The sequence below is a fragment of the Bacteroides fragilis genome (assembly GCF_019583405.1).
Lineage (GTDB): Bacteria > Bacteroidota > Bacteroidia > Bacteroidales > Bacteroidaceae > Bacteroides > Bacteroides fragilis_B.
Map to the genome: position 1 here is coordinate 429,761 of NZ_SZUU01000004.1, position 17,898 is coordinate 447,658.

The window sequence follows — 17,898 nt, forward strand, 5'->3', positions numbered from 1 at the left end:
CCGCCTAAATCATGTGACCTAAGCGGGATTTTTCTGCACGGGAGGAGAGGCTCGAACTTTCTTTCTACTCTCTCAATACTTTATAACTGTTGATAATCAAAAAGATACGTACTTCGATTAATACTCGTTTTGTTATTGGATGTCCCGATTTTGTCCCTGCGAAATTGAATTAATATGTTTATTATTAGAATATTATATTCAATATCTTTTATTGTGAGCTTAGTCATTGATCTGTTTCAGCAGAATTTGGATAGTTCTTTCTTTCTCTTCAAGCAGTTGCTTCAAGTGCGATAATTCTCTCTGGCATTCACTTAATGCAATATCTCCAGATACATTATTTCCATTACCATTGACATGATGTCCCACATTCATAGATATATCATTAATCACCCTATAAGTACCTATTCATTAATCGGGTGGATTCATTCGTTAAAGTTGATTCAGTTCAGGTGCCTTATCCCGTTGAAAGGAAGTTAACTCGTTGGGAGTCCATGAAGATGGAACTTGGTGGCTGGGCATTCGGTGGTCTGATAATGGCTATTATTATTGTCTGTTGGCTGATATTTAAGTCAAGAAGTAAATAGTATATTTGTGCATCAATAACAGTTTTTTCATTATTAATAATGAAAACGAAGTATATTTATTAGCTCTGGATCGTGAGATTCGGAGCTTTTTTCTATCCTGTTTAGCTTCAGCTAAACAAAGCTAAATATCTGATAATAAATGGATAGCTGCTTCGATGTCCGCATTTATAGTGTTATCTTAGCTGTACAATAATAAAAAGATAATGAACCATGTTTGAAAAGAAAAATTACAAAAAAGGATAAAAAGTGATTTACCAAAAGAAAATATACACTTGTAATGGTTATGAACGGACTGTATGTACTTCAAAAGTTGTATGTATTTACGGTAATACCATGTTGATGGATAACGGAGATAATATACCTGTGTGCTAACTAATAGATTGGATTATAATTTGGTCTGGAATATTCATCTTTCAGACCTTTTCTATGATTTATTAGCATCAGGTTATATAAGTGTTAAAAAATAGCCTGATAATAAAAATATTATCATATTATTTTGCTGTCGATAATAAATTTGTTATCTTTGTCATGTCAAACAAAAGAGCTCTTTGAATGACTGATGGAGAAGCGCTAAAAGCGCGGGTAGAAGAGTTAATAGAGAATCTTAACTACTACCTCCGAAACTACAACCGTCTTATTCAGATAGGTTTTAGGAAGTCGGTACTGGATGCAGAAATCGAACTTCTCCGCTTGGAGATTCAGCGTTTATCTGCATTGTTGTAGAAAAGGGTTCCCCACTCGACGGGGTAGGGAGCCCATCTTCATTATTTAGGGACTCTTTTATAAAGAAAGGTGAAGTTATGGGAGTAAAAGAAACATTTTTAGAGCTAAAGCAAGCTTGGATTAACAGTCGTGGTGAAGAGCGTGAAAAAGCTGAACGTGCTATGGATGCTTTTTGGAATTCGCTTTCTGAGGATGATAATACTGAACTTCAGAAAGCCATTTCAGAAGATTTTGAACGTTTGCATCGTGAAGCTGCTGACATAAAGGAGACGATTATTCGTAATCAGATGAAAGAAGTGCTTCCGGCTATTTCCGTATCTTATCTGGCAAAGCACTATTTTGGAAAATCAACATCATGGTTTTACCAGCGTCTGAATGGGAATGAAGTACATGGTAAAGTTGTTCGTTTTACTCAAGAAGAACTTGAAATACTGAATAATGCTTTAAAAGATATCGGATCAAGAATCAGTTCATTGCATTTATCTTATTAACGATACTTCTCGGTCGATCGCGAGACCTTGATGACAGTGGAAGAGGGTATTCTAATATCTTCTTTCAAAAGCAAAGGAGCTTTCACGAGTTGGAAGCTCCTTTTTCATATTTATTTTTTAGTCTAATTTTTGTATTGTAAGACAGTTTTATGATTATCTTTGATGTATATTTATCAGTACTATTTTGATATGAAAACAATTATTCCCAGAAGAGGTGATCGGCAGAGACAATCATCATTATTAGGTTCTCAATTGAAGAAACAAGGTGTTACTTTTGAAGATAATCGCATTTTTTCAATTCGGCAGGCAGAATTGATTCAGAAGATGAATAATAATGTATATTCAAAAGGGAATATTTTGCAAAGAGCAGCGCATGTGAGAGCTACTTGTAGCATAACTACTGCTGATAAAGGAAAATTGGATGCTACTGTTACTTCTCAAAGTCCATATGATGCAGGAAGAAGTTTTATTTTGCGGAATATGAATGAAGGTGTGTCTCCAACAGGCAATCCTCTGTATCAGTGTGCAGAACCAAAGTCCTTATATAGAGTTCTGTCTTTTAATTCCTTAAACAATTTGACACGTGAAGAATTGAATACAATCACTTGGAGTAATGTACAATGGTATTATGATGCTGATGATGTATATAAGCCTAACGATGGTAAAAAGGCAGAGTATTGTTTAACGTGTCAGCAATGGATTGACAAGAGTACCGACAAACCCAAGGCGGATGCAATTAGTCGTGTCCCTGTTAATTTTATGACTAATAAAGAACGACGTGATGAACAAGAAGCTGTTGAGCGGAGGGAACAAGCTGAAAAGGAACGTTTGCGAATGGAAGCTTTAGAACAAGAAAGTAGAAGCAAAAAAGAGAAAGGTACTAAAATAAATCAGGTAAGTGCAATTATAGATGAATATATAGACTTCTGTAATGAGATATCTGAAGAACCTATTCAATGTGAGGTTCTTACAACTGAGATAGATGAGGAATATGGATATCTTAGTGGATTACATGAAGAACTTCAAGCTTCCGAAGAATTAGATAAAATATTGGAATATTACACTGGAGCATTAAGCTTATTGAAACAGCAACATTCAGATGATAAAGAAAAAAAAGAGGTATAAATATATCTATAGATTATTGCTATGATATATAAATAAAAATAATTATTATGAGAAAACTACTATTTATTTCGATACTACTCTTTAGCATCAGTTCGTTTGCCCAGGATCCTTGGAATCCTGCACGTGCTTATTGTGAAATTGTGGGCACTGGTAACCTCACTGGTACCAAAGTGAAAATTGAAATTGATTTTGGTCAGGCCAAACATTTCTGGACTGGTAGTACTGATAAGTTTCTGGTTGACAAATCAGGGAAAGAAATCAAGTTCAACTCGATGGTTGATGCTCTCAATTATATGTCTCAGTTTGGGTGGCGATTTGAGCAAGCATACGTGGTAACAGAGAATTCCAGTGTGTCCAAACAAAATGTTTATCATTACTTGTTAAGTAAGGAACTCAGTGGAGATACTGAGATGGATTCTGGTATCTATACTCGTAGAAATTTTAAAGATGATCAGGTCGATGATCAATCTAAAAAAGAAAAAAAGCATAAAGAAAGGGTGAGAGATGAAAAAGGAAGTGACGATCTTTACTACTAATTGCTTGTTTATGATATGGTTGAAAACAAAATTTTAAATATAACATCGGATGATGTACTCAAACAAACCGATATAACAATATTATTGGATTGGAGAAGGATTCTACTTCAGGCTGCAAGGGAAATGAAAGATCGGTTGTGTGTTTTGCACGCAGATTTAGATAAAAACCACTCAGAAGAATTGAAGTCAAGATACATTAGAACCTCTGATGCTCGGAGTTATAATCTTGCTTTTGTTGATATCATAAATCAGCAAATACGCCAGATTAGGGGGACAATAGTTAAAAAAGAGATTCCAACTAAGTATAAGGCTAAGGAGTACATAAAATATCTAAAGACATTCCGGACACTTGTGAAAGAAAGTATTGATGAAGAACTGTTTCAGTCTTTGGATAATCAAGCAAAAGAACTATCTAATTGGAATGGTATGGAAAAATAGTCATATTCTTTTTGCCTTTTCAGATATTATTCCCATATTGCATTGCCCAATAAAAGTTTTGTTTAGGTCTTCTGCCAGCGTGTAATCTGCATTTAACCAGATTTTGGAGTAACTTCCAGTGGGCGCACGCTGGCAGAGGATTTTTAATTATCTCATACTATGGATTTTAAAGACAGTATTAAGCAACTATCTGATAGAGTTTTAAAACTTAAAGATAGTATACAAACAGAAGAAGCTACTAAAAATGCATTTATTATGCCTTTTATAAATGCACTTGGTTACGATGTGTTTAACCCTTTGGAAGTCGTTCCTGAAATGACTTGTGATATTGCGATGAAGAAAGGTGAGAAGATTGATTATGCTGTTATGAAGGATGGAACGCCAATATTGCTGATTGAATGTAAGCATTGGGCACAAGATCTTAGCTTGCATGATAATCAATTGATTCGATACTTTAATGTTTCAGAAGCAAAGTTTGGACTATTGACAAATGGTATAATCTACCGTTTTTATACCGATTTAATAGAACCTAATAAGATGGATAGTAAACCTTTCCTTGAGGTTGATATAACAGACATAAAGGATGCTCAGATTGAAGAATTGAAGAAGTTTCACAAATCTTATTTTGACGTAGAAAATGTATTAAGTTCTGCCAGTGAGTTGAAGTATACTGGGGAACTGAAGGCTATTATTGCGAATGAATTTGCGAATCCATCTGCTGATTTTGTAAAATTCTTCGCAAAGCAGGTTTATGATGGAATGATCACGTCTAAACTGCTTGAGCAGTTTACTATGCTTACAAAAAAGTCAATAAGTACTTATATTAATGATCTTATATCCGACCGTTTAAAATCTGCTCTTAAAACTGAAGTAGCTCAAGAACAGCAAGAAATGCATTCTGAGACTGAGCCATTTACGGCGGAGAGCAAAGATGACAAAATAATTACTACAGAAGAAGAAATAGAAAGTTATTTAGTAGTTAAATCTATTCTGCGACCTTTTGTTGATATATCAAGGATCGTTTATAGAGATGCACAAACGTACTTCGCTATCTTGTTGGATGATAACAACCGAAAACCAATTTGCCGTATGTATTTTAATGGTATCTCAAAAAAATATATCTCTACGTTTGATGAAAATAAAAAAGAGACTAAACATGAAATCACTTCGTTAAATGATATATATAATTTCTCTAAAGAATTGGCAGATATTATTAATGTATATGATGGAAAATGAATTTCTTGAGCGGGGTTTAAAAAACTCCGCTTTTCTTTTTGTATTCTTAAATATTCTTTCCATCTTTGCAATGCTAAACAGTGCAAGGACTGATTCCTTGAATAGAGCACGAGATTTGCTCATTTTGACTATGGGCTTTTTTATGCCCATATCCGATACTTATAAGTATACGGCTGCCTTTCCCAATTTACATTAGATAGCTCTTGCCAAGGAGTGTCATTGTACTGTTTAGCGACACGGGAAAGCGCAGCCGTTCTGCGTTTCCGAAGTCGAGCGGTTCTCGACTAAAAAGCTAAACAGTACAATGAATATGAAAAAGAAATCCCAATCCGGAAAAGTTCCGGTGTCTAAGCTCCAAGCATTCTTAAGTGAGCTTTCAGGCATGCTATCTCAAGAAGGTAGCGAGTTCTTCGTTAACCGTTCCGATGACGGTACCACCTCCATCCGCCTCGCTCGAGGTCAGTATTTAACCATTTCCATGCAGAAAGGAGGTCAGTCATGATGTACTTTACAAACAGTCTTTCTATCATATCACCTAAAAACCGGGCTTGGAAGAAACTCATTGACTGGATCCGGCGGTTCGAACACATTCTTATCTTGGATGAATGTTCCCTCGATGCTTTGAAAATGGAAATTGAAGCTAAGGTAAATGAAATTAATGCTGAACATCCCAAACTTAAACCAATCATTTTTAGTGGCGATAACAGTCAAATTTTCGGTTGTATCTCTGCGAGGGTAATGTCGTGCGGATGCCCTGATACTGTATTTAATCTCAATTATTGCGTCGTAAAAAGTACATACGCATTTTCAGAAGATAATTCTAAAGAAACCATTTTACTTGATAGTCAGAAAGGAGGCCAATCATGACTTCAGGCAAGGAATTAGCTGTCGATAAGATTGCAACCTATCGGATCAATGGCAAATCTGAATTATTTTTAATCAAAATTGATGGAAACGAAATTGTAGCGTTCAATCGTGAAGAATCTGAAGAAGTAATATTTCTATTACAGGGTGCGCTTAAAAAAGAAAAGGAGGTTGACCATGAACACTAATGTTGATGGAGCAATTATTACTCCCGAAGCCATTCAAACCGTTAAGTTTCTTCAGCAAGAAAATTATGTCGATGAAACTTTGAATCAAATCAACGAGGTTATAGATATCGTCATTGCTGAAGATATTCCAGCCGTTTTAGATTCAGATAAGGATTGTCTCCGTATTGTGCGCAACCTTCGTCATCTTGCACAACATATATCATCTTTTAAAAAACCTATTAATCATGGATAATCAAGAACAGAAAATCACCGATATCAGCATCTATATAGCTGGATTGCAAGCAATCTATCGTCCGGCTCCGGACCCTCGTCACACCACGCATTGGTTTTCTACCGATGAAGTTTATACCGCTATCAAACGTCTGGATCCTTCAGCCAATATTACGAAGGAGCAACTCTTCCAGGCAATGACTGCTGCCGGCTTCAAATTCCAAAACCGTCCGGGAGCATCCGGATGCGATTTTCGCTGGATGCTTCAGGAACGTAGTAATAAATAGAAGTAGCCTGGGAACTACCATCGTTTGAGTTCCGTTACACAAAAGATTAGCCGGTCGGTAGTTCCCGGCTTTTTTGTGTCCTTTCCCCTCCTGTATTCCTTCCTACATTCGCTGAAAAATAACTTCAGCGCATTATGATTACTGACGATTTAATCAGAAAACGTTTTATTCATGACACCATTTCCAAAGGTATAAACCAAATTTATGCCATTCAGGAGAATGTTGTTCAGGACAACCTAAAGACTCAATCCGGACAGCTCAAAGCACATCTCAGCCGGCGACCTTTTAGTTTTACTGAGTCCGATTCCAGGGAAGAGTTCTTCATTCGCATCTTCCCCTACCTTCGCTTCCTTGACATTAACTATCGCCGTGGTTCCGATTGTATTTCCCGTCACATCCGTAGTAACCTGGCTCTCTACAATCGTGCAATCTGGGGAGTTCTTTATCACGAGACTTTTCCGCAAATCCGATATGGTTTCAATGACGAGATCCGGAACTCTATCCGGCAGGAACTGGAGCAGGCACTTCAATATGAAACACCAAATAGTTAATTCCCATGGCTAAGTGTGAAGAACGTAAATGTTTGAAAATCAATTGTTTTTAAAGTGTCCTGATTTTGTCCCACTTCTAAAACAAAATAGCTGTAAATCATTTATTTACAGCTATTTATCCTTGCACGGGAGGAGAGGCTCGAACTCCCGACACCCGGTTTTGGAGACCGGTGCTCTACCAACTGAGCTACTCCCGTGTTTGCGGCTGCAAAGGTAGAATAAACTTCTGAATTTGCAAGCTTTTATGCAAAGAAGTTGCTAATTATTTTAATTTTTCCCATTCTTCGGGTTTAAATCCTACCAATACGAAGCGCTCGGTCACTACCAGCGGGCGTTTCACTAATTTGCCATTGGTAGCTAAAAGGGCGATCTGTTCTTCTTCAGTCATTGTAGGAAGCTTGCTGCTGAGTTTCAGCTCTTTATATACTACACCACTGGTGTTGAAAAACTTCTTAACGGGTAGTCCGCTTAGTGGAATCCAAGCTTTCAATTCTTCTACTGTGGGATTATCGTCCACAATAAGGCGGTTAGTATACTCAATGTTGTTTTCTGTCAGCCACTTTTTAGCTTTCTGGCAAGTGCTGCATGCGGGATATTGCAAAAAGAGAGTTTTCATATTTATTCTATATTAAGCATTTGTAAATTCTGATACATGGTACGGTATGCTGCCGCTTTTTTGTCGAGTGCCAACGGATAGGCTCGTGAAGAAGAAGGCATGCGGTATAAGCGCATCGGGCGTCCATCAAAGACGAACTCAGAGAAATCGCCCACCTTGGGTTCTTCCACTTCGAATTGTGTCCGGAGTGTATCTGTCGCCTTTTGTCCTGTTGTGACAATGGCTTTGCATTCCGGGAGTTGTCCGAGAAGTCGGCTTATATCAGTGGGCTGCACCACTTCCAGGAACTTGTCTGAGGCATTGTCCTGTAGGCGTCGGATGGCCGAAGCGGTATCGAATAAAGCTATTCCTTTATCGTTGAGAAAGCTGATAATGCGTTCGCGGCAGAAAGCTTTCCGGGTTTCGTTAAGGAAGTAGTCTTTGTTGTTAAAGAACAGCAATCCCACGATTCTCCACATATCATTGTTCAGGTTCGGATAGTAAAAATCCATCGACCATCGTTTCTTTTGAGGTGGAAAACTTCCCAGCATCAGCAATCGGGCATTGGCGGGGAGAAAGGGCTCTAACGGATGATTTTCTATTTCTATGTCCATTGTTTACTATTTGATCGGGAGCAAAAATAGTGATAATATCTATTTGATAGAAACGTACTCCCACGATTTTTAATTACTTTTGCGCCTTAATAAAAAAACATTCAACATGAGAAGGACTGCTATTGCTCTTTTTTGCCTGTTTTTGTTATCCGTTGGCATCGGATTAAGGGCACAAAACATTCAGTTGCACTATGATTTCGGACGTTCTTTGTATGATAAAGATTTAAAAGACCGTCCTGTATTAACCTCTACCGTGGAGAAGTTTCATCCCGATAAGTGGGGTAGTACTTATTTCTTTGTGGACATGGACTATACTTCTGACGGAGTAGCGGCTGCTTATTGGGAAATAGCCCGTGAATTGAAATTCTGGAAGAATCCGTTCTCGGTACATGTGGAGTATAATGGAGGTCTTGCCAAAGGTTTTTCTTATAAGAACGCTTACTTGGGTGGAGTTACCTATACTTATAATAATACTGCTTTCTCACGTGGCTTTTCATTGTCGGCCATGTATAAGTACATTCAGAAACACCGTTCTCCCAATAACTTTCAGCTGACCGGAACCTGGTATATGAATTTCAGCAATAACTTGCTTACTTTCTCCGGTTTTGCTGACTGGTGGCGTGAGGAGACTGCTTATGGGAAGACTATTTTTCTTACCGAGCCCCAGTTTTGGGTGAATCTGAACCGTATAAAAGGTATCAGTGATAAATTTAAGCTGAGTGTGGGCTCAGAAATTGAGCTGAGTAATAATTTCGGTGGACGTGATGGTTTTTATGTCATCCCTACACTGGCACTGAAATGGACAATAAACTAAAACCTGATGAAAACAGACTTGATATACGGTATTGAAGACCGTCCGCCTTTTAAAGATGCATTATTTGCGGCATTGCAACATCTGCTTGCTATTTTTGTAGCTATTATTACTCCACCGTTGATTATCGCCAGTGCCTTGAAACTGGATGTGGAGAAAACCGGTTTCTTGGTTTCGATGTCTCTCTTTGCTTCGGGGGTATCTACTTTTATCCAGTGCCGCCGTTTTGGCCCTATAGGGGCAAAGCTGCTTTGTATTCAGGGAACAAGTTTTTCGTTTATCGGTCCTATCATTGCTACGGGACTTGTCGGTGGACTTCCTCTTATTTTTGGTGTCTGTATGGCGGCTGCTCCCATTGAAATGATTATCAGCCGCACTTTCAAATATATGCGTAATATCATTACCCCGTTGGTTTCGGGTATCGTGGTGCTGCTTATCGGGTTAAGTTTGATAAAAGTAGGCATTATCTCTTGTGGAGGTGGTTATACTGCGATGGATAATGGTACGTTTGCTTCTTGGGAGAATCTTTCGATTGCAGGTGCGGTTTTGCTCAGCGTGCTGTTTTTTAACCGTTGCAAGAATAAGTATTTGCGCATGAGTTCCATTGTGTTGGGACTCTGCCTGGGATATGGCCTTGCTTTTGTTTTGGGAAAAGTAGATATGAGTGCTTTGAATGTAGAGATGCTGATGAGTTTCAATATTCCCCAGCCTTTTAAATACGGACTCGATTTTAATGTGTCTTCTTTCATTGCCATCGGGCTCGTATATATGATTACAGCTATCGAAGCAACCGGAGACGTAACGGCCAATTCGATGATTTCCGGTTTGAAGATCGAGGGTGACGACTATCTCAAACGAGTTTCGGGGGGTGTGATGGCCGATGGTTTTAACTCTTTTCTGGCAGGTATATTTAACTCTTTCCCTAATTCTATTTTTGCTCAGAACAATGGAATCATTCAATTGACAGGAGTGGCCAGCCGGTATGTGGGTTACTATATAGCTGCAATGTTGATTCTTTTGGGGCTATTTCCGATTGTGGGAGCTGTTTTCTCACTGATGCCGGACCCTGTGTTAGGCGGAGCTACTTTGTTAATGTTCGGAACTGTGGCAGCAGCCGGAATCCGCATTGTTGCATCACAAAATATCGGACGGAAGGAAACATTAGTATTGGCTGTCAGTCTTTCATTGGGACTTGGAGTGGAATTGATGCCCGATGTGTTAAGCCAGGCTCCGGAAGCCATTCGTAGTATCTTTTCGTCTGGCATCACGACCGGTGGTTTGACTGCTATCATAGCGAATATCGTAATTCGGGTGAAAGAGGAAAACGAGGAATAACGGACGCTCGGCAAAGAGTGATGAACAGTGAATAATAAACAGGATACACATTATATATTAGGAGGCTGTTTATTGTTCACTGTTTATTGTTTATAATACTTCCAGATTGCTCATCCGTTCTGTTGTGTGGAATTCAAATTCAGGGTATTCATATAACTTGAAACGAGGTTCTGTTTCTCCTTCCGTATAGCTCCAAATGCTGGCATAATCTTCCGGATCTTCCCCCATTTTGTTTAATTGCCTTAGATAAGCTGCGAGTGATTTATTTTCTACGATATATATTTTTCCCAGTTTGTCAATGATAGAGCTATGACGGCGGGTACTGTCGTGGTCGAAACGAAGGATACGTTTGCCTTCCTCTGTTATTCCCACGAGATTGAATGTCATGCTCTTGCCGATAGCGGGCAGATTAAGTACGCTTCGGTCTGTTGCCATGAAGGGCAAATGGTGTTTCTTCATGAAACGACGTATTCGAATGGCGATGTCCTCACCTGTTTCGAGAAGAGAGTACAGTTCGTCAGCCTGTTCCTGCGTCAACTTGCCAAATACTTTTTCTTCATGTTGCTCTTGCATCGATCGGCTGTTGGGAGTGAATACGGCATAATTTTCATTGAATCCTTTGACGGAGAAGGTATAATAACAAACTACTCCCAGTGAATTGAGTACTTGTCTCAGCCTTGTGGTGTGTCCCCGTCGGGATGCAGCTACGGTATATACCAGCTGATTCGTGATCAGCCATCCGGCAGAAAGAATTTTCCGGATAGCTTCCCGGGTGTCGGGAGTAACCTCTAAAGGACTTTGGAAATGAGTTTGAATAATAAATTGTTTCACTCCGATGGCAGAAGCCTTTTCTTTAAATTCTCTCAGAATCTCTATTAATTCATCGTTAATACGCATAGGTAGATAAGCCAATAATCTTGATCCCAAACGGACACGCTGCAATTCTGCGTATTTTTCTCCTTCCGGGCGTTCCTGGTTTGCTTTTCTTTTACGTGCGGCCATGCGGTAAACAGCCTCAAGAATATTTTTCAGGGTTTTGTTCTGGCTCATCAGAGCATCTCCTCCGGTAATCAATATATCTCGTAATTGGGTATCTTCTTCAAAATAAGACATTAACCTGCGTAGCTTTTTGTCCCAGCTTTCCTTAGGACGAAGTGCGTCGAACTCAAAATTCAATCGTTCGCTCTGGAAGTCGTACATGCGTTGACATGAAGCGCACAATCCTCCACAAGCCCGTCCCATTGTGTCGGGGATCAAGATAGCTACTTCCGGATAACGACGGTGGATGTTATGTCCATCCGGCAATAACCATCCGGCGGCATTCGGTTTACCGGCTTCTACAATGTCTTCACGTTCCCAGGCACGAATGTTACCATAGGTCTCTACCAGACGGGGGGAGTAAAGAATGTAGCTGCGGATGGCTTCATCATTATAACCTTCTCCACTGGTATTGAGTAAAGAAAGATAGTAAGGAGTGGCAAAGAAAGGCATTCCTTTTTTGCGGGCTCGTGACAACAAATACATTGTTTCGCTGGAAAGGGAGTTCCCGAGAAAACGGTTCAACTCAGTAGGAGTTTTGATAGCCATTGAAAGATGGAAGCGAAAGTCGTTCCACCACTGACAAACCTGTTGATATTTCTCTTCATAGCTCATTCCTTCTTCAAAGTGAAAACGTGAAGATGGTTTGGACTTCCGGTTTTCTATTTTTTGTATCAGCAGATGCAACATTCGTTCCTGATTCTCGGAACGTAACTCTATCACATCTTCGTCCAGTCCGGTAGCCCAACGTTCGGTTCGATTTTTGATTCGTTGTGGAGAGGGGAGTGGGGATTCCGGCTCTTCCAGTCTTTTAAAGAGATAGTATAGGTCCAGGAACAAGTCAGTAGGTATTTCTGCATTTTCCAAATTCCCGGTCAAGAAGCGTCGGAGAAGGGATAAGGTTTGTATTTGCATATCCTGTTCGTTAGACAGTTCATGAACTGTTTTTCCGTCGTAGTTGATAAGGAGTCGAATTTGCTCACCCGCCTTGTTCCCTTCCGATATGTAAGAAGTGAGGAACTCTTGCAGGTGGTTTTTAAAGTCGGTGTCGTCAAGACTTTGTTGAGCCATTGCTGTGAGTTCAGGTAACTCCTGACAGTATAGTTGCCGTATTTGGGAAAGTGTGAGTGAAAGCATTTTCTTTTGTTTCATACGCGATTGTTTTTAGATTGTTAAAATTGAAATATTTGCATAAATATAACAAAAAAAGCGGAGGTAGAAAACCTCCGCTTTGCTATTCATGCTATTCTTTACGATTCTTTTTTGTTTAATAACATTCCGCTTTTCATTTTGCTTTCGCTTCTTCGTCCTTATGTTTCGGCTCTTTTTTAGCCAGTAAAACAATGTTGTATACGTACTCTGACATCCATTGTTCCGAAAATCCGAGACGTTCTTTGTACTGGCGTACTGCGGCAGCCGTTTTGTGTACGTCATCAGCTTTCCATACTGTTTTGGTACATACATCGTGTACCGTTTTTTCTGTCATGGAGCGCAAAGCCTTTTTGAATATCGCCGGCATACGGAACTTCCATTGCATCAGGTTACCCATCAGCATCATCAGGTCACTTGAGAATCCTTGGTACATGAAAAGATATGCCTGTACGTCATTTTGCGTGCGGCAGTTTTTCTTGATAGAGGTGTCTATCTCTTTAAAAAACGATTCACTGATGCCGTAATCCTGCATCAGCATCTTGCGGGAAGCCGATTTCTCGGCAAGTCCTAATTTGCCACCTTGTGTGGCTACTTTGAATAAACGTTTGAAGTTGGCTACATCCGGCAGAAAACGGATGTTCGTGATACCTAAATTTACTGCGATTACAGATTGAAAATATACACGTGTCAGTGATACGAAATCTTCTACATTGCCTACTACTTTTGCGTCAGCGTCGGCCTGTTTTTTAAATAAGTTAGCGAATATGCTCATAAGTCATTTTGTCAATTATAGATTGAGGTTGCAAATTTACTAAATAAGTTGTTAAATTACTACAGATTACACGGATAACATCTATTCTTTTTGAGGCGCTTTACCAACACTCAATATCTTTTTCAATATCCTTCATCTTGTTTTTGGTGAATACCGGGCTTTTGATGCCTGACTTTTTCTGTTCACGATAGTCCTGCAGCAATCGGAAAGCATATTTTCCCAGAAAGGCGATCGCTATCAGGTTACAGATGGCCATTAACCCCATGGTGATATCTGCCAGTCCCCATACAAAATCGAGAGTGGACATGGCTCCCACCCATACCATCCCCCCTACCAATAAACGGTAAAGGTAAACTATCCATCGTTTGTGGGTGAGGTATCGGATATTTGCTTCTCCATAATAGTAATTGCCGATGATGCTGCTAAACGCAAAGAAGAAAAGGGCAACTGCCACAAATATACCTCCTATGCTTCCTATTTCGTTGTTCAATGCATGTTGAGTGAGTTGTACTCCATTGGTCGAACCATCGAGCGGAGCACCACTGAAAAGAATGATGAATGCTGTGCATGAACAGATAATAAGAGTATCTGTGAAAACTCCTAAGGTCTGGATCAGTCCTTGTTTCACCGGGTGTGATACGAATGCGGTTGCAGCTACGTTCGGTGCCGAACCCATACCGGCTTCATTGCTGAACAGCCCGCGTTTGATGCCTTGCATCAATGCAGCTCCTACACCTCCTCCTAAAGCCTGTTGCCAGCCAAAAGCATGACTGACAATGGTTCCGATAACATCCGGCAGATGTGTGATATTGATGAGTACAATGACCAGTGCCAATCCTACATATCCCAGTGCCATGACAGGGACGATGATGCTGCTTACTTTAGCAATACGCTGGATACCTCCGAAAATAATCAATAGAGTCAGTCCGGTCAGGATGATGCCCATAGGCACATGGCTGATGCCAAACGCATGTTCTACAGCTGCACAAATGGTATTACTTTGTACTGAGTTGAAGGCAAATCCGAAAGTGACAGTAATCAGTATGGCAAACAGAATTCCCATCCATGGCTTTTTCAACCCTTTTTTCATGTAGTAGGCAGGACCTCCGATAAAAGACTCCTTCCCTTTTTCCTTATACAATTGTGCGAGGGTAGATTCTACAAAAGCGCTCGATGCCCCTAAAAGGGCAATGATCCACATCCAAAATATGGCACCCGGTCCGCCGATAGCAATTGCCGTAGCTACGCCAGCCAGATTTCCTGTACCGACACGGCTTGCCAGTGATATGGCAAAGGCCTGGAACGAAGAAATATGTTTCTCTCCGTGTTTTCCTTTTCCGGCGGAGTCTTTCAACAGACGTAGCATTTCGCCGATCATGCGGAATTGCACAAAACGGGTTTTAATCGTGAACCAAATGGCGCATCCCAACAGCATTGCAATCAGGATGTAGGTCCATAATATATCGTTAATTAGATTCATATCTATTAGTTAATTGGTATCAGGGGCAAATTTTTTTATTTTAGCCTGAAGTAGAATTTATGGTTCTCGAATATCGGTTCTACGATATCAAACCGGATAAACTTAGCCAGTAAATTCTCTGCAGCCCGTCTGGAAATACCTGCTTGCCGACAATAGCGGTTAAGAGAAAGCGAAGTATTTTCTTCCAGTAAGTCCAGCAACAGTTGTTCCCGTTCGGTATAGCGGATCAATTCTCCTGCCGGACTGCCGCTCTGCTGCCAGACGCGCAAATGTACCGGAGTAGCCAGGATATTTTCATCTTTGATCCGGATATATGCCAGTGATTTGCCGTTTTCGTCTTTTGCAAAAACGGGCTTGTGTTCACTTTCATCTATTTGTACGACTAATACAGAACGTCCTTCGGCGTGAAATGTTTGCATGGAATAATCAACTTCCGGCCGGCAATAAAGTTGGGCAGCTGCTTCTATCATATATTTTTCTTCATCCGAACGCACACCGGCTATTTTTCCATTGTCTTTAACGCCTATCAACAGTCGTCCTCCATCGGTATTAGCAAAAGCTGACAGTGTTTTGGCGATTTTACGGGCATCGGATATTTCAAACTTAAAGTCTTGCTGTTGGTGTTCCCCTTCGGCTATCAATGCGTGTATGTAATCAGTATCTGTAAGCGGTTTCATGCCTGCAAAAGTAGATAAAAAAGACTAAACCTTATTTTTTTGCTGATTTTTAGCTGATAATTTCAAAAAAAATATCGTTTTTATGCGTTTATTTCGGGAAAGGATGTATTTTTGCCCATCATTATTAACGAAGAAATAAATAAGGATTATGAAAGAATTAGTAGAAAAGATTGCTACTTTGGTAGCTGAGTTCAACAAAGATGCAAATGCTCAGATTGAAAATGGTAACAAAGCTGCAGGAACTCGTGCCCGTAAAGCTTCATTGGAAATCGAAAAAGCAATGAAAGAATTCCGTAAAGTATCTTTGGAAGAATCAAAGAAGTAATCTTACGAATAGAAAAAATGGAAAAGTCGGTCTCAATTTTGAAACCGGCTTTTTTATTTTGGGATATTCCTAAAATAAGAAAATTTAAGGCAACTAATTCATTGCGAGTTAGTTGCCTTTTTTGTATCTTTAAGCATTCCCCCTAAAAAACGGTTTGACGGCCAAAACGGGGGTAATCTAAAATAAAAACACATGGTAAAGATACAAAAAATATCAGAAATCGAACCTTGTTTAGGTTTTAGTGAGTTCGATATGCTTAAAAAATATCGTCAAAGTTTTGCAACGAGTGAATTAGGTCGCCTCCATTCTTTATTCCCTTTCTCGGAACTGGCCCGACAAATGCATTTGAAGTCCTCTGCTTTGGGGCGTAAAAGTTATTTTTCTCCCGAAGGTAAAATAGCCTTGATGGTCTTGAAGTCTTATACCAACTTTTCCGATTCACAACTGATTGACCATTTAAACGGTAATATTCATTACCAGTTATTTTGTGGTGTTCAGATCGATCCGCTTCATCCGCTAACCAATCCTAAAATCGTTAGTGCGATTCGTCAGGAACTAGCGGCTCGCCTTGATATTGAGTCCCTCCAGCTTATTTTGGCAGAGCATTGGAAACCTTATCTTGAGAACCTTCATGTCTGTATGACCGATGCCACCTGTTATGAAAGTCATCTGCGCTTTCCTACTGATGTCAAACTCTTATGGGAAGGTATTGTATGGCTTCATCGTCATCTGTGCAAACATTGCCGGACATTGCACATGCAACGTCCCCGTAACAAGTATCTTGATGTAAGCCGTGCCTACCTTGCTTCTAGCAAACTGCGTAAACGCAGGAAATCACAGACCCGTATGATTAAACGCAGACTACTTCAGTTATTGGAAAAGTTACTGGACCAGCTGGAGCAGCTTCATTTATCCTACAGGCACAGGCTTACACTATCCTCTGATTACCAAAGACGTTTCTCGGTCATACGGACGGTCCTTGAGCAAGGGAAGAATTTATTTGCAGGCAAAAAAGTGCCCAACCGTATTGTGAGTATCGACCGGCATTACCTTCGCCCCATTATCAGAGGCAAGGAAACCAAATCCGTTGAATTCGGAGCCAAAGTCAACAATATACAGATAGATGGAATCTCCTTTATTGAACATATCTCCTTTAAGGCTTTTAACGAAGGAGTACATTTGAAAGACTGTATTCATCTGCAACAACAACTGACCGGGGTTAGGGTTAAGGCGCTTGCAGCGGATTCAATCTATGCTAATAATGCCAACCGGAAATTTTGTACTAAATATCATATAAGTACTTCCTTTAAGCGTAAGGGCAGAGCGTCCAAAGATGAGCCACTTCGGAAGATCTTACGGTCGGAACTCAGCCGTGAAAGAGCGACCCGCCTGGAAGGAAGTTTTGGAACGCAGAAACAACATTACTCACTGGCCAGAATTAAAGCTAGAAACAGGAAAACGGAAATGCTTTGGATTTTCTTTGGAATACATACGGCCAATGCAGTATGCATGATAGAAAAGGTTGAAAAGAAAAAAAGAGCGGCTGCATAATCAGACTAAAATAACAAAAGGAAAACAGGAGAGGTTTTTAACTTCCCCTAAAAAGACATATACATAATGTACCGTTGGGGAGAAAATATAAGAATATGTAAATAATATTCTATAAAAAAGATAGAAGACTGGAGACTTTACAGGAAAAAATTAAGAGAAAAGCTCACGTAAAGTAAAACTGTTCTCTTAATTTATAAGAAATACGGACATTTACTGAATATCCCTATTTTACAGAATCTTAATCCGTCTATATTTCAGAAACGATAATCTTGTGGATATCCTCTTTGGGTGTGTACTGGGATTCCGACAATGATT

23 protein-coding genes and 1 tRNA gene are annotated in these 17,898 nt (G+C 39.8%); 16 read left to right on the forward strand and 8 right to left on the reverse strand.

The window, feature by feature from the left end; genetic code table 11:
• Positions 1 to 219: 219 nt before the first annotated feature.
• The gene (locus FDF36_RS11880) at positions 220 to 372 is read right to left on the reverse strand and encodes a hypothetical protein (protein WP_170817521.1); all 153 of its coding nucleotides are present in this window, start codon (positions 370 to 372) and stop codon (positions 220 to 222) included.
• Between the two features lie 764 nt (positions 373 to 1,136).
• Here FDF36_RS11880 and FDF36_RS11885 point away from each other — a divergent pair.
• From FDF36_RS11885 to FDF36_RS11940, 12 genes are all read left to right on the forward strand, one after another.
• On the forward strand, positions 1,137 to 1,307 hold the full coding sequence (locus FDF36_RS11885; RefSeq protein ID WP_220391455.1) for a hypothetical protein: 171 nt from the start codon (positions 1,137 to 1,139) through the stop codon (positions 1,305 to 1,307).
• A gap of 77 nt (positions 1,308 to 1,384) precedes the next feature.
• Positions 1,385 to 1,798 (forward strand): DUF5053 domain-containing protein, encoded by a 414-nt coding sequence (locus tag FDF36_RS11890; RefSeq protein ID WP_220391456.1) that lies wholly within the window; start codon positions 1,385 to 1,387, stop codon positions 1,796 to 1,798.
• A gap of 189 nt (positions 1,799 to 1,987) precedes the next feature.
• The gene (locus FDF36_RS11895) at positions 1,988 to 2,923 is read left to right on the forward strand and encodes a hypothetical protein (RefSeq protein WP_220391457.1); all 936 of its coding nucleotides are present in this window, start codon (positions 1,988 to 1,990) and stop codon (positions 2,921 to 2,923) included.
• Positions 2,924 to 2,970: 47 nt separating this feature from the next.
• Entirely contained in the window at positions 2,971 to 3,459 is a 489-nt protein-coding gene (locus FDF36_RS11900; protein ID WP_259281423.1) for a hypothetical protein, read from the forward strand.
• 15 nt (positions 3,460 to 3,474) lie between these two features.
• Positions 3,475 to 3,897: a hypothetical protein gene (locus tag FDF36_RS11905; protein ID WP_220391458.1), complete on the forward strand. Its 423-nt coding sequence runs from the start codon at positions 3,475 to 3,477 to the stop codon at positions 3,895 to 3,897.
• Between the two features lie 159 nt (positions 3,898 to 4,056).
• Positions 4,057 to 5,133: a type I restriction endonuclease gene (locus tag FDF36_RS11910; RefSeq protein WP_220391459.1), complete on the forward strand. Its 1,077-nt coding sequence runs from the start codon at positions 4,057 to 4,059 to the stop codon at positions 5,131 to 5,133.
• Positions 5,134 to 5,443: 310 nt separating this feature from the next.
• Positions 5,444 to 5,635 carry a hypothetical protein gene (locus FDF36_RS11915; RefSeq protein ID WP_259281424.1) on the forward strand — a complete coding sequence of 64 codons (192 nt, stop codon included), beginning with the start codon at positions 5,444 to 5,446 and terminating at the stop codon, positions 5,633 to 5,635.
• Positions 5,632 to 6,000: a hypothetical protein gene (locus FDF36_RS11920; protein WP_220391461.1), complete on the forward strand. Its 369-nt coding sequence runs from the start codon at positions 5,632 to 5,634 to the stop codon at positions 5,998 to 6,000. Before FDF36_RS11915 ends, FDF36_RS11920 begins: the two co-directional genes overlap by 4 nt.
• Positions 5,997 to 6,185, forward strand: a complete 189-nt coding sequence (locus FDF36_RS11925; protein ID WP_220391462.1) for a hypothetical protein — start codon at positions 5,997 to 5,999, stop codon at positions 6,183 to 6,185. The genes FDF36_RS11920 and FDF36_RS11925 overlap by 4 nt, the downstream gene beginning before the upstream one ends.
• The gene (locus FDF36_RS11930) at positions 6,175 to 6,417 is read left to right on the forward strand and encodes a hypothetical protein (protein WP_220391463.1); all 243 of its coding nucleotides are present in this window, start codon (positions 6,175 to 6,177) and stop codon (positions 6,415 to 6,417) included. The genes FDF36_RS11925 and FDF36_RS11930 overlap by 11 nt, the downstream gene beginning before the upstream one ends.
• Complete coding sequence (locus FDF36_RS11935; protein WP_220391464.1) at positions 6,410 to 6,682, forward strand: 5-formyltetrahydrofolate cyclo-ligase; 273 nt, start codon at positions 6,410 to 6,412, stop codon at positions 6,680 to 6,682. Before FDF36_RS11930 ends, FDF36_RS11935 begins: the two co-directional genes overlap by 8 nt.
• Before the next feature lie 134 nt (positions 6,683 to 6,816).
• On the forward strand, positions 6,817 to 7,233 hold the full coding sequence (locus FDF36_RS11940; RefSeq protein ID WP_220391465.1) for a hypothetical protein: 417 nt from the start codon (positions 6,817 to 6,819) through the stop codon (positions 7,231 to 7,233).
• Between the two features lie 124 nt (positions 7,234 to 7,357).
• Here the strand turns inward: FDF36_RS11940 and FDF36_RS11945 are convergent.
• The 3 genes from FDF36_RS11945 to FDF36_RS11955 form a co-directional block, all read right to left on the reverse strand.
• Positions 7,358 to 7,430 (reverse strand) — tRNA-Trp (locus tag FDF36_RS11945).
• A 65-nt stretch (positions 7,431 to 7,495) separates the two neighbouring features.
• Positions 7,496 to 7,849 (reverse strand): arsenate reductase family protein, encoded by a 354-nt coding sequence (locus FDF36_RS11950; RefSeq protein WP_005790381.1) that lies wholly within the window; start codon positions 7,847 to 7,849, stop codon positions 7,496 to 7,498.
• A gap of 2 nt (positions 7,850 to 7,851) precedes the next feature.
• Positions 7,852 to 8,442: a uracil-DNA glycosylase family protein gene (locus FDF36_RS11955; RefSeq protein ID WP_220391466.1), complete on the reverse strand. Its 591-nt coding sequence runs from the start codon at positions 8,440 to 8,442 to the stop codon at positions 7,852 to 7,854.
• 106 nt (positions 8,443 to 8,548) lie between these two features.
• On the opposite strand from FDF36_RS11955, the gene FDF36_RS11960 reads away from it, so the two are divergent.
• Together FDF36_RS11960 and FDF36_RS11965 are read left to right on the forward strand one after the other, a co-directional pair.
• Positions 8,549 to 9,256, forward strand: a complete 708-nt coding sequence (locus tag FDF36_RS11960) for a nucleoside-specific channel-forming Tsx family protein (protein WP_220391467.1) — start codon at positions 8,549 to 8,551, stop codon at positions 9,254 to 9,256.
• 6 nt (positions 9,257 to 9,262) lie between these two features.
• Positions 9,263 to 10,588, forward strand: coding sequence for a nucleobase:cation symporter-2 family protein (locus FDF36_RS11965; protein ID WP_005790376.1), 1,326 nt, complete (start codon positions 9,263 to 9,265; stop codon positions 10,586 to 10,588).
• Between the two features lie 90 nt (positions 10,589 to 10,678).
• On the opposite strand, the gene FDF36_RS11970 is transcribed toward FDF36_RS11965, so the two are convergent.
• The 4 genes from FDF36_RS11970 to FDF36_RS11985 all read right to left on the reverse strand — a co-directional run bounded on the left by FDF36_RS11970 (position 10,679) and on the right by FDF36_RS11985 (position 15,707).
• Entirely contained in the window at positions 10,679 to 12,778 is a 2,100-nt protein-coding gene (locus FDF36_RS11970) for a KamA family radical SAM protein (RefSeq protein WP_220391468.1), read from the reverse strand.
• A gap of 133 nt (positions 12,779 to 12,911) precedes the next feature.
• Positions 12,912 to 13,550, reverse strand: a complete 639-nt coding sequence (locus FDF36_RS11975) for a hypothetical protein (protein ID WP_005790373.1) — start codon at positions 13,548 to 13,550, stop codon at positions 12,912 to 12,914.
• Positions 13,551 to 13,650: 100 nt separating this feature from the next.
• Positions 13,651 to 15,030, reverse strand: a complete 1,380-nt coding sequence (locus tag FDF36_RS11980) for an alanine/glycine:cation symporter family protein (protein ID WP_220391469.1) — start codon at positions 15,028 to 15,030, stop codon at positions 13,651 to 13,653.
• Positions 15,031 to 15,065: 35 nt separating this feature from the next.
• Complete coding sequence (locus FDF36_RS11985; protein ID WP_220391470.1) at positions 15,066 to 15,707, reverse strand: AlbA family DNA-binding domain-containing protein; 642 nt, start codon at positions 15,705 to 15,707, stop codon at positions 15,066 to 15,068.
• Between the two features lie 148 nt (positions 15,708 to 15,855).
• On the opposite strand from FDF36_RS11985, the gene FDF36_RS11990 reads away from it, so the two are divergent.
• Together FDF36_RS11990 and FDF36_RS11995 are read left to right on the forward strand one after the other, a co-directional pair.
• Positions 15,856 to 16,032, forward strand: a complete 177-nt coding sequence (locus tag FDF36_RS11990; protein WP_005780999.1) for a histone H1 — start codon at positions 15,856 to 15,858, stop codon at positions 16,030 to 16,032.
• A 192-nt stretch (positions 16,033 to 16,224) separates the two neighbouring features.
• Positions 16,225 to 17,583, forward strand: coding sequence for a transposase (locus tag FDF36_RS11995; protein ID WP_220390143.1), 1,359 nt, complete (start codon positions 16,225 to 16,227; stop codon positions 17,581 to 17,583).
• Positions 17,584 to 17,898 lie beyond the last annotated feature (315 nt).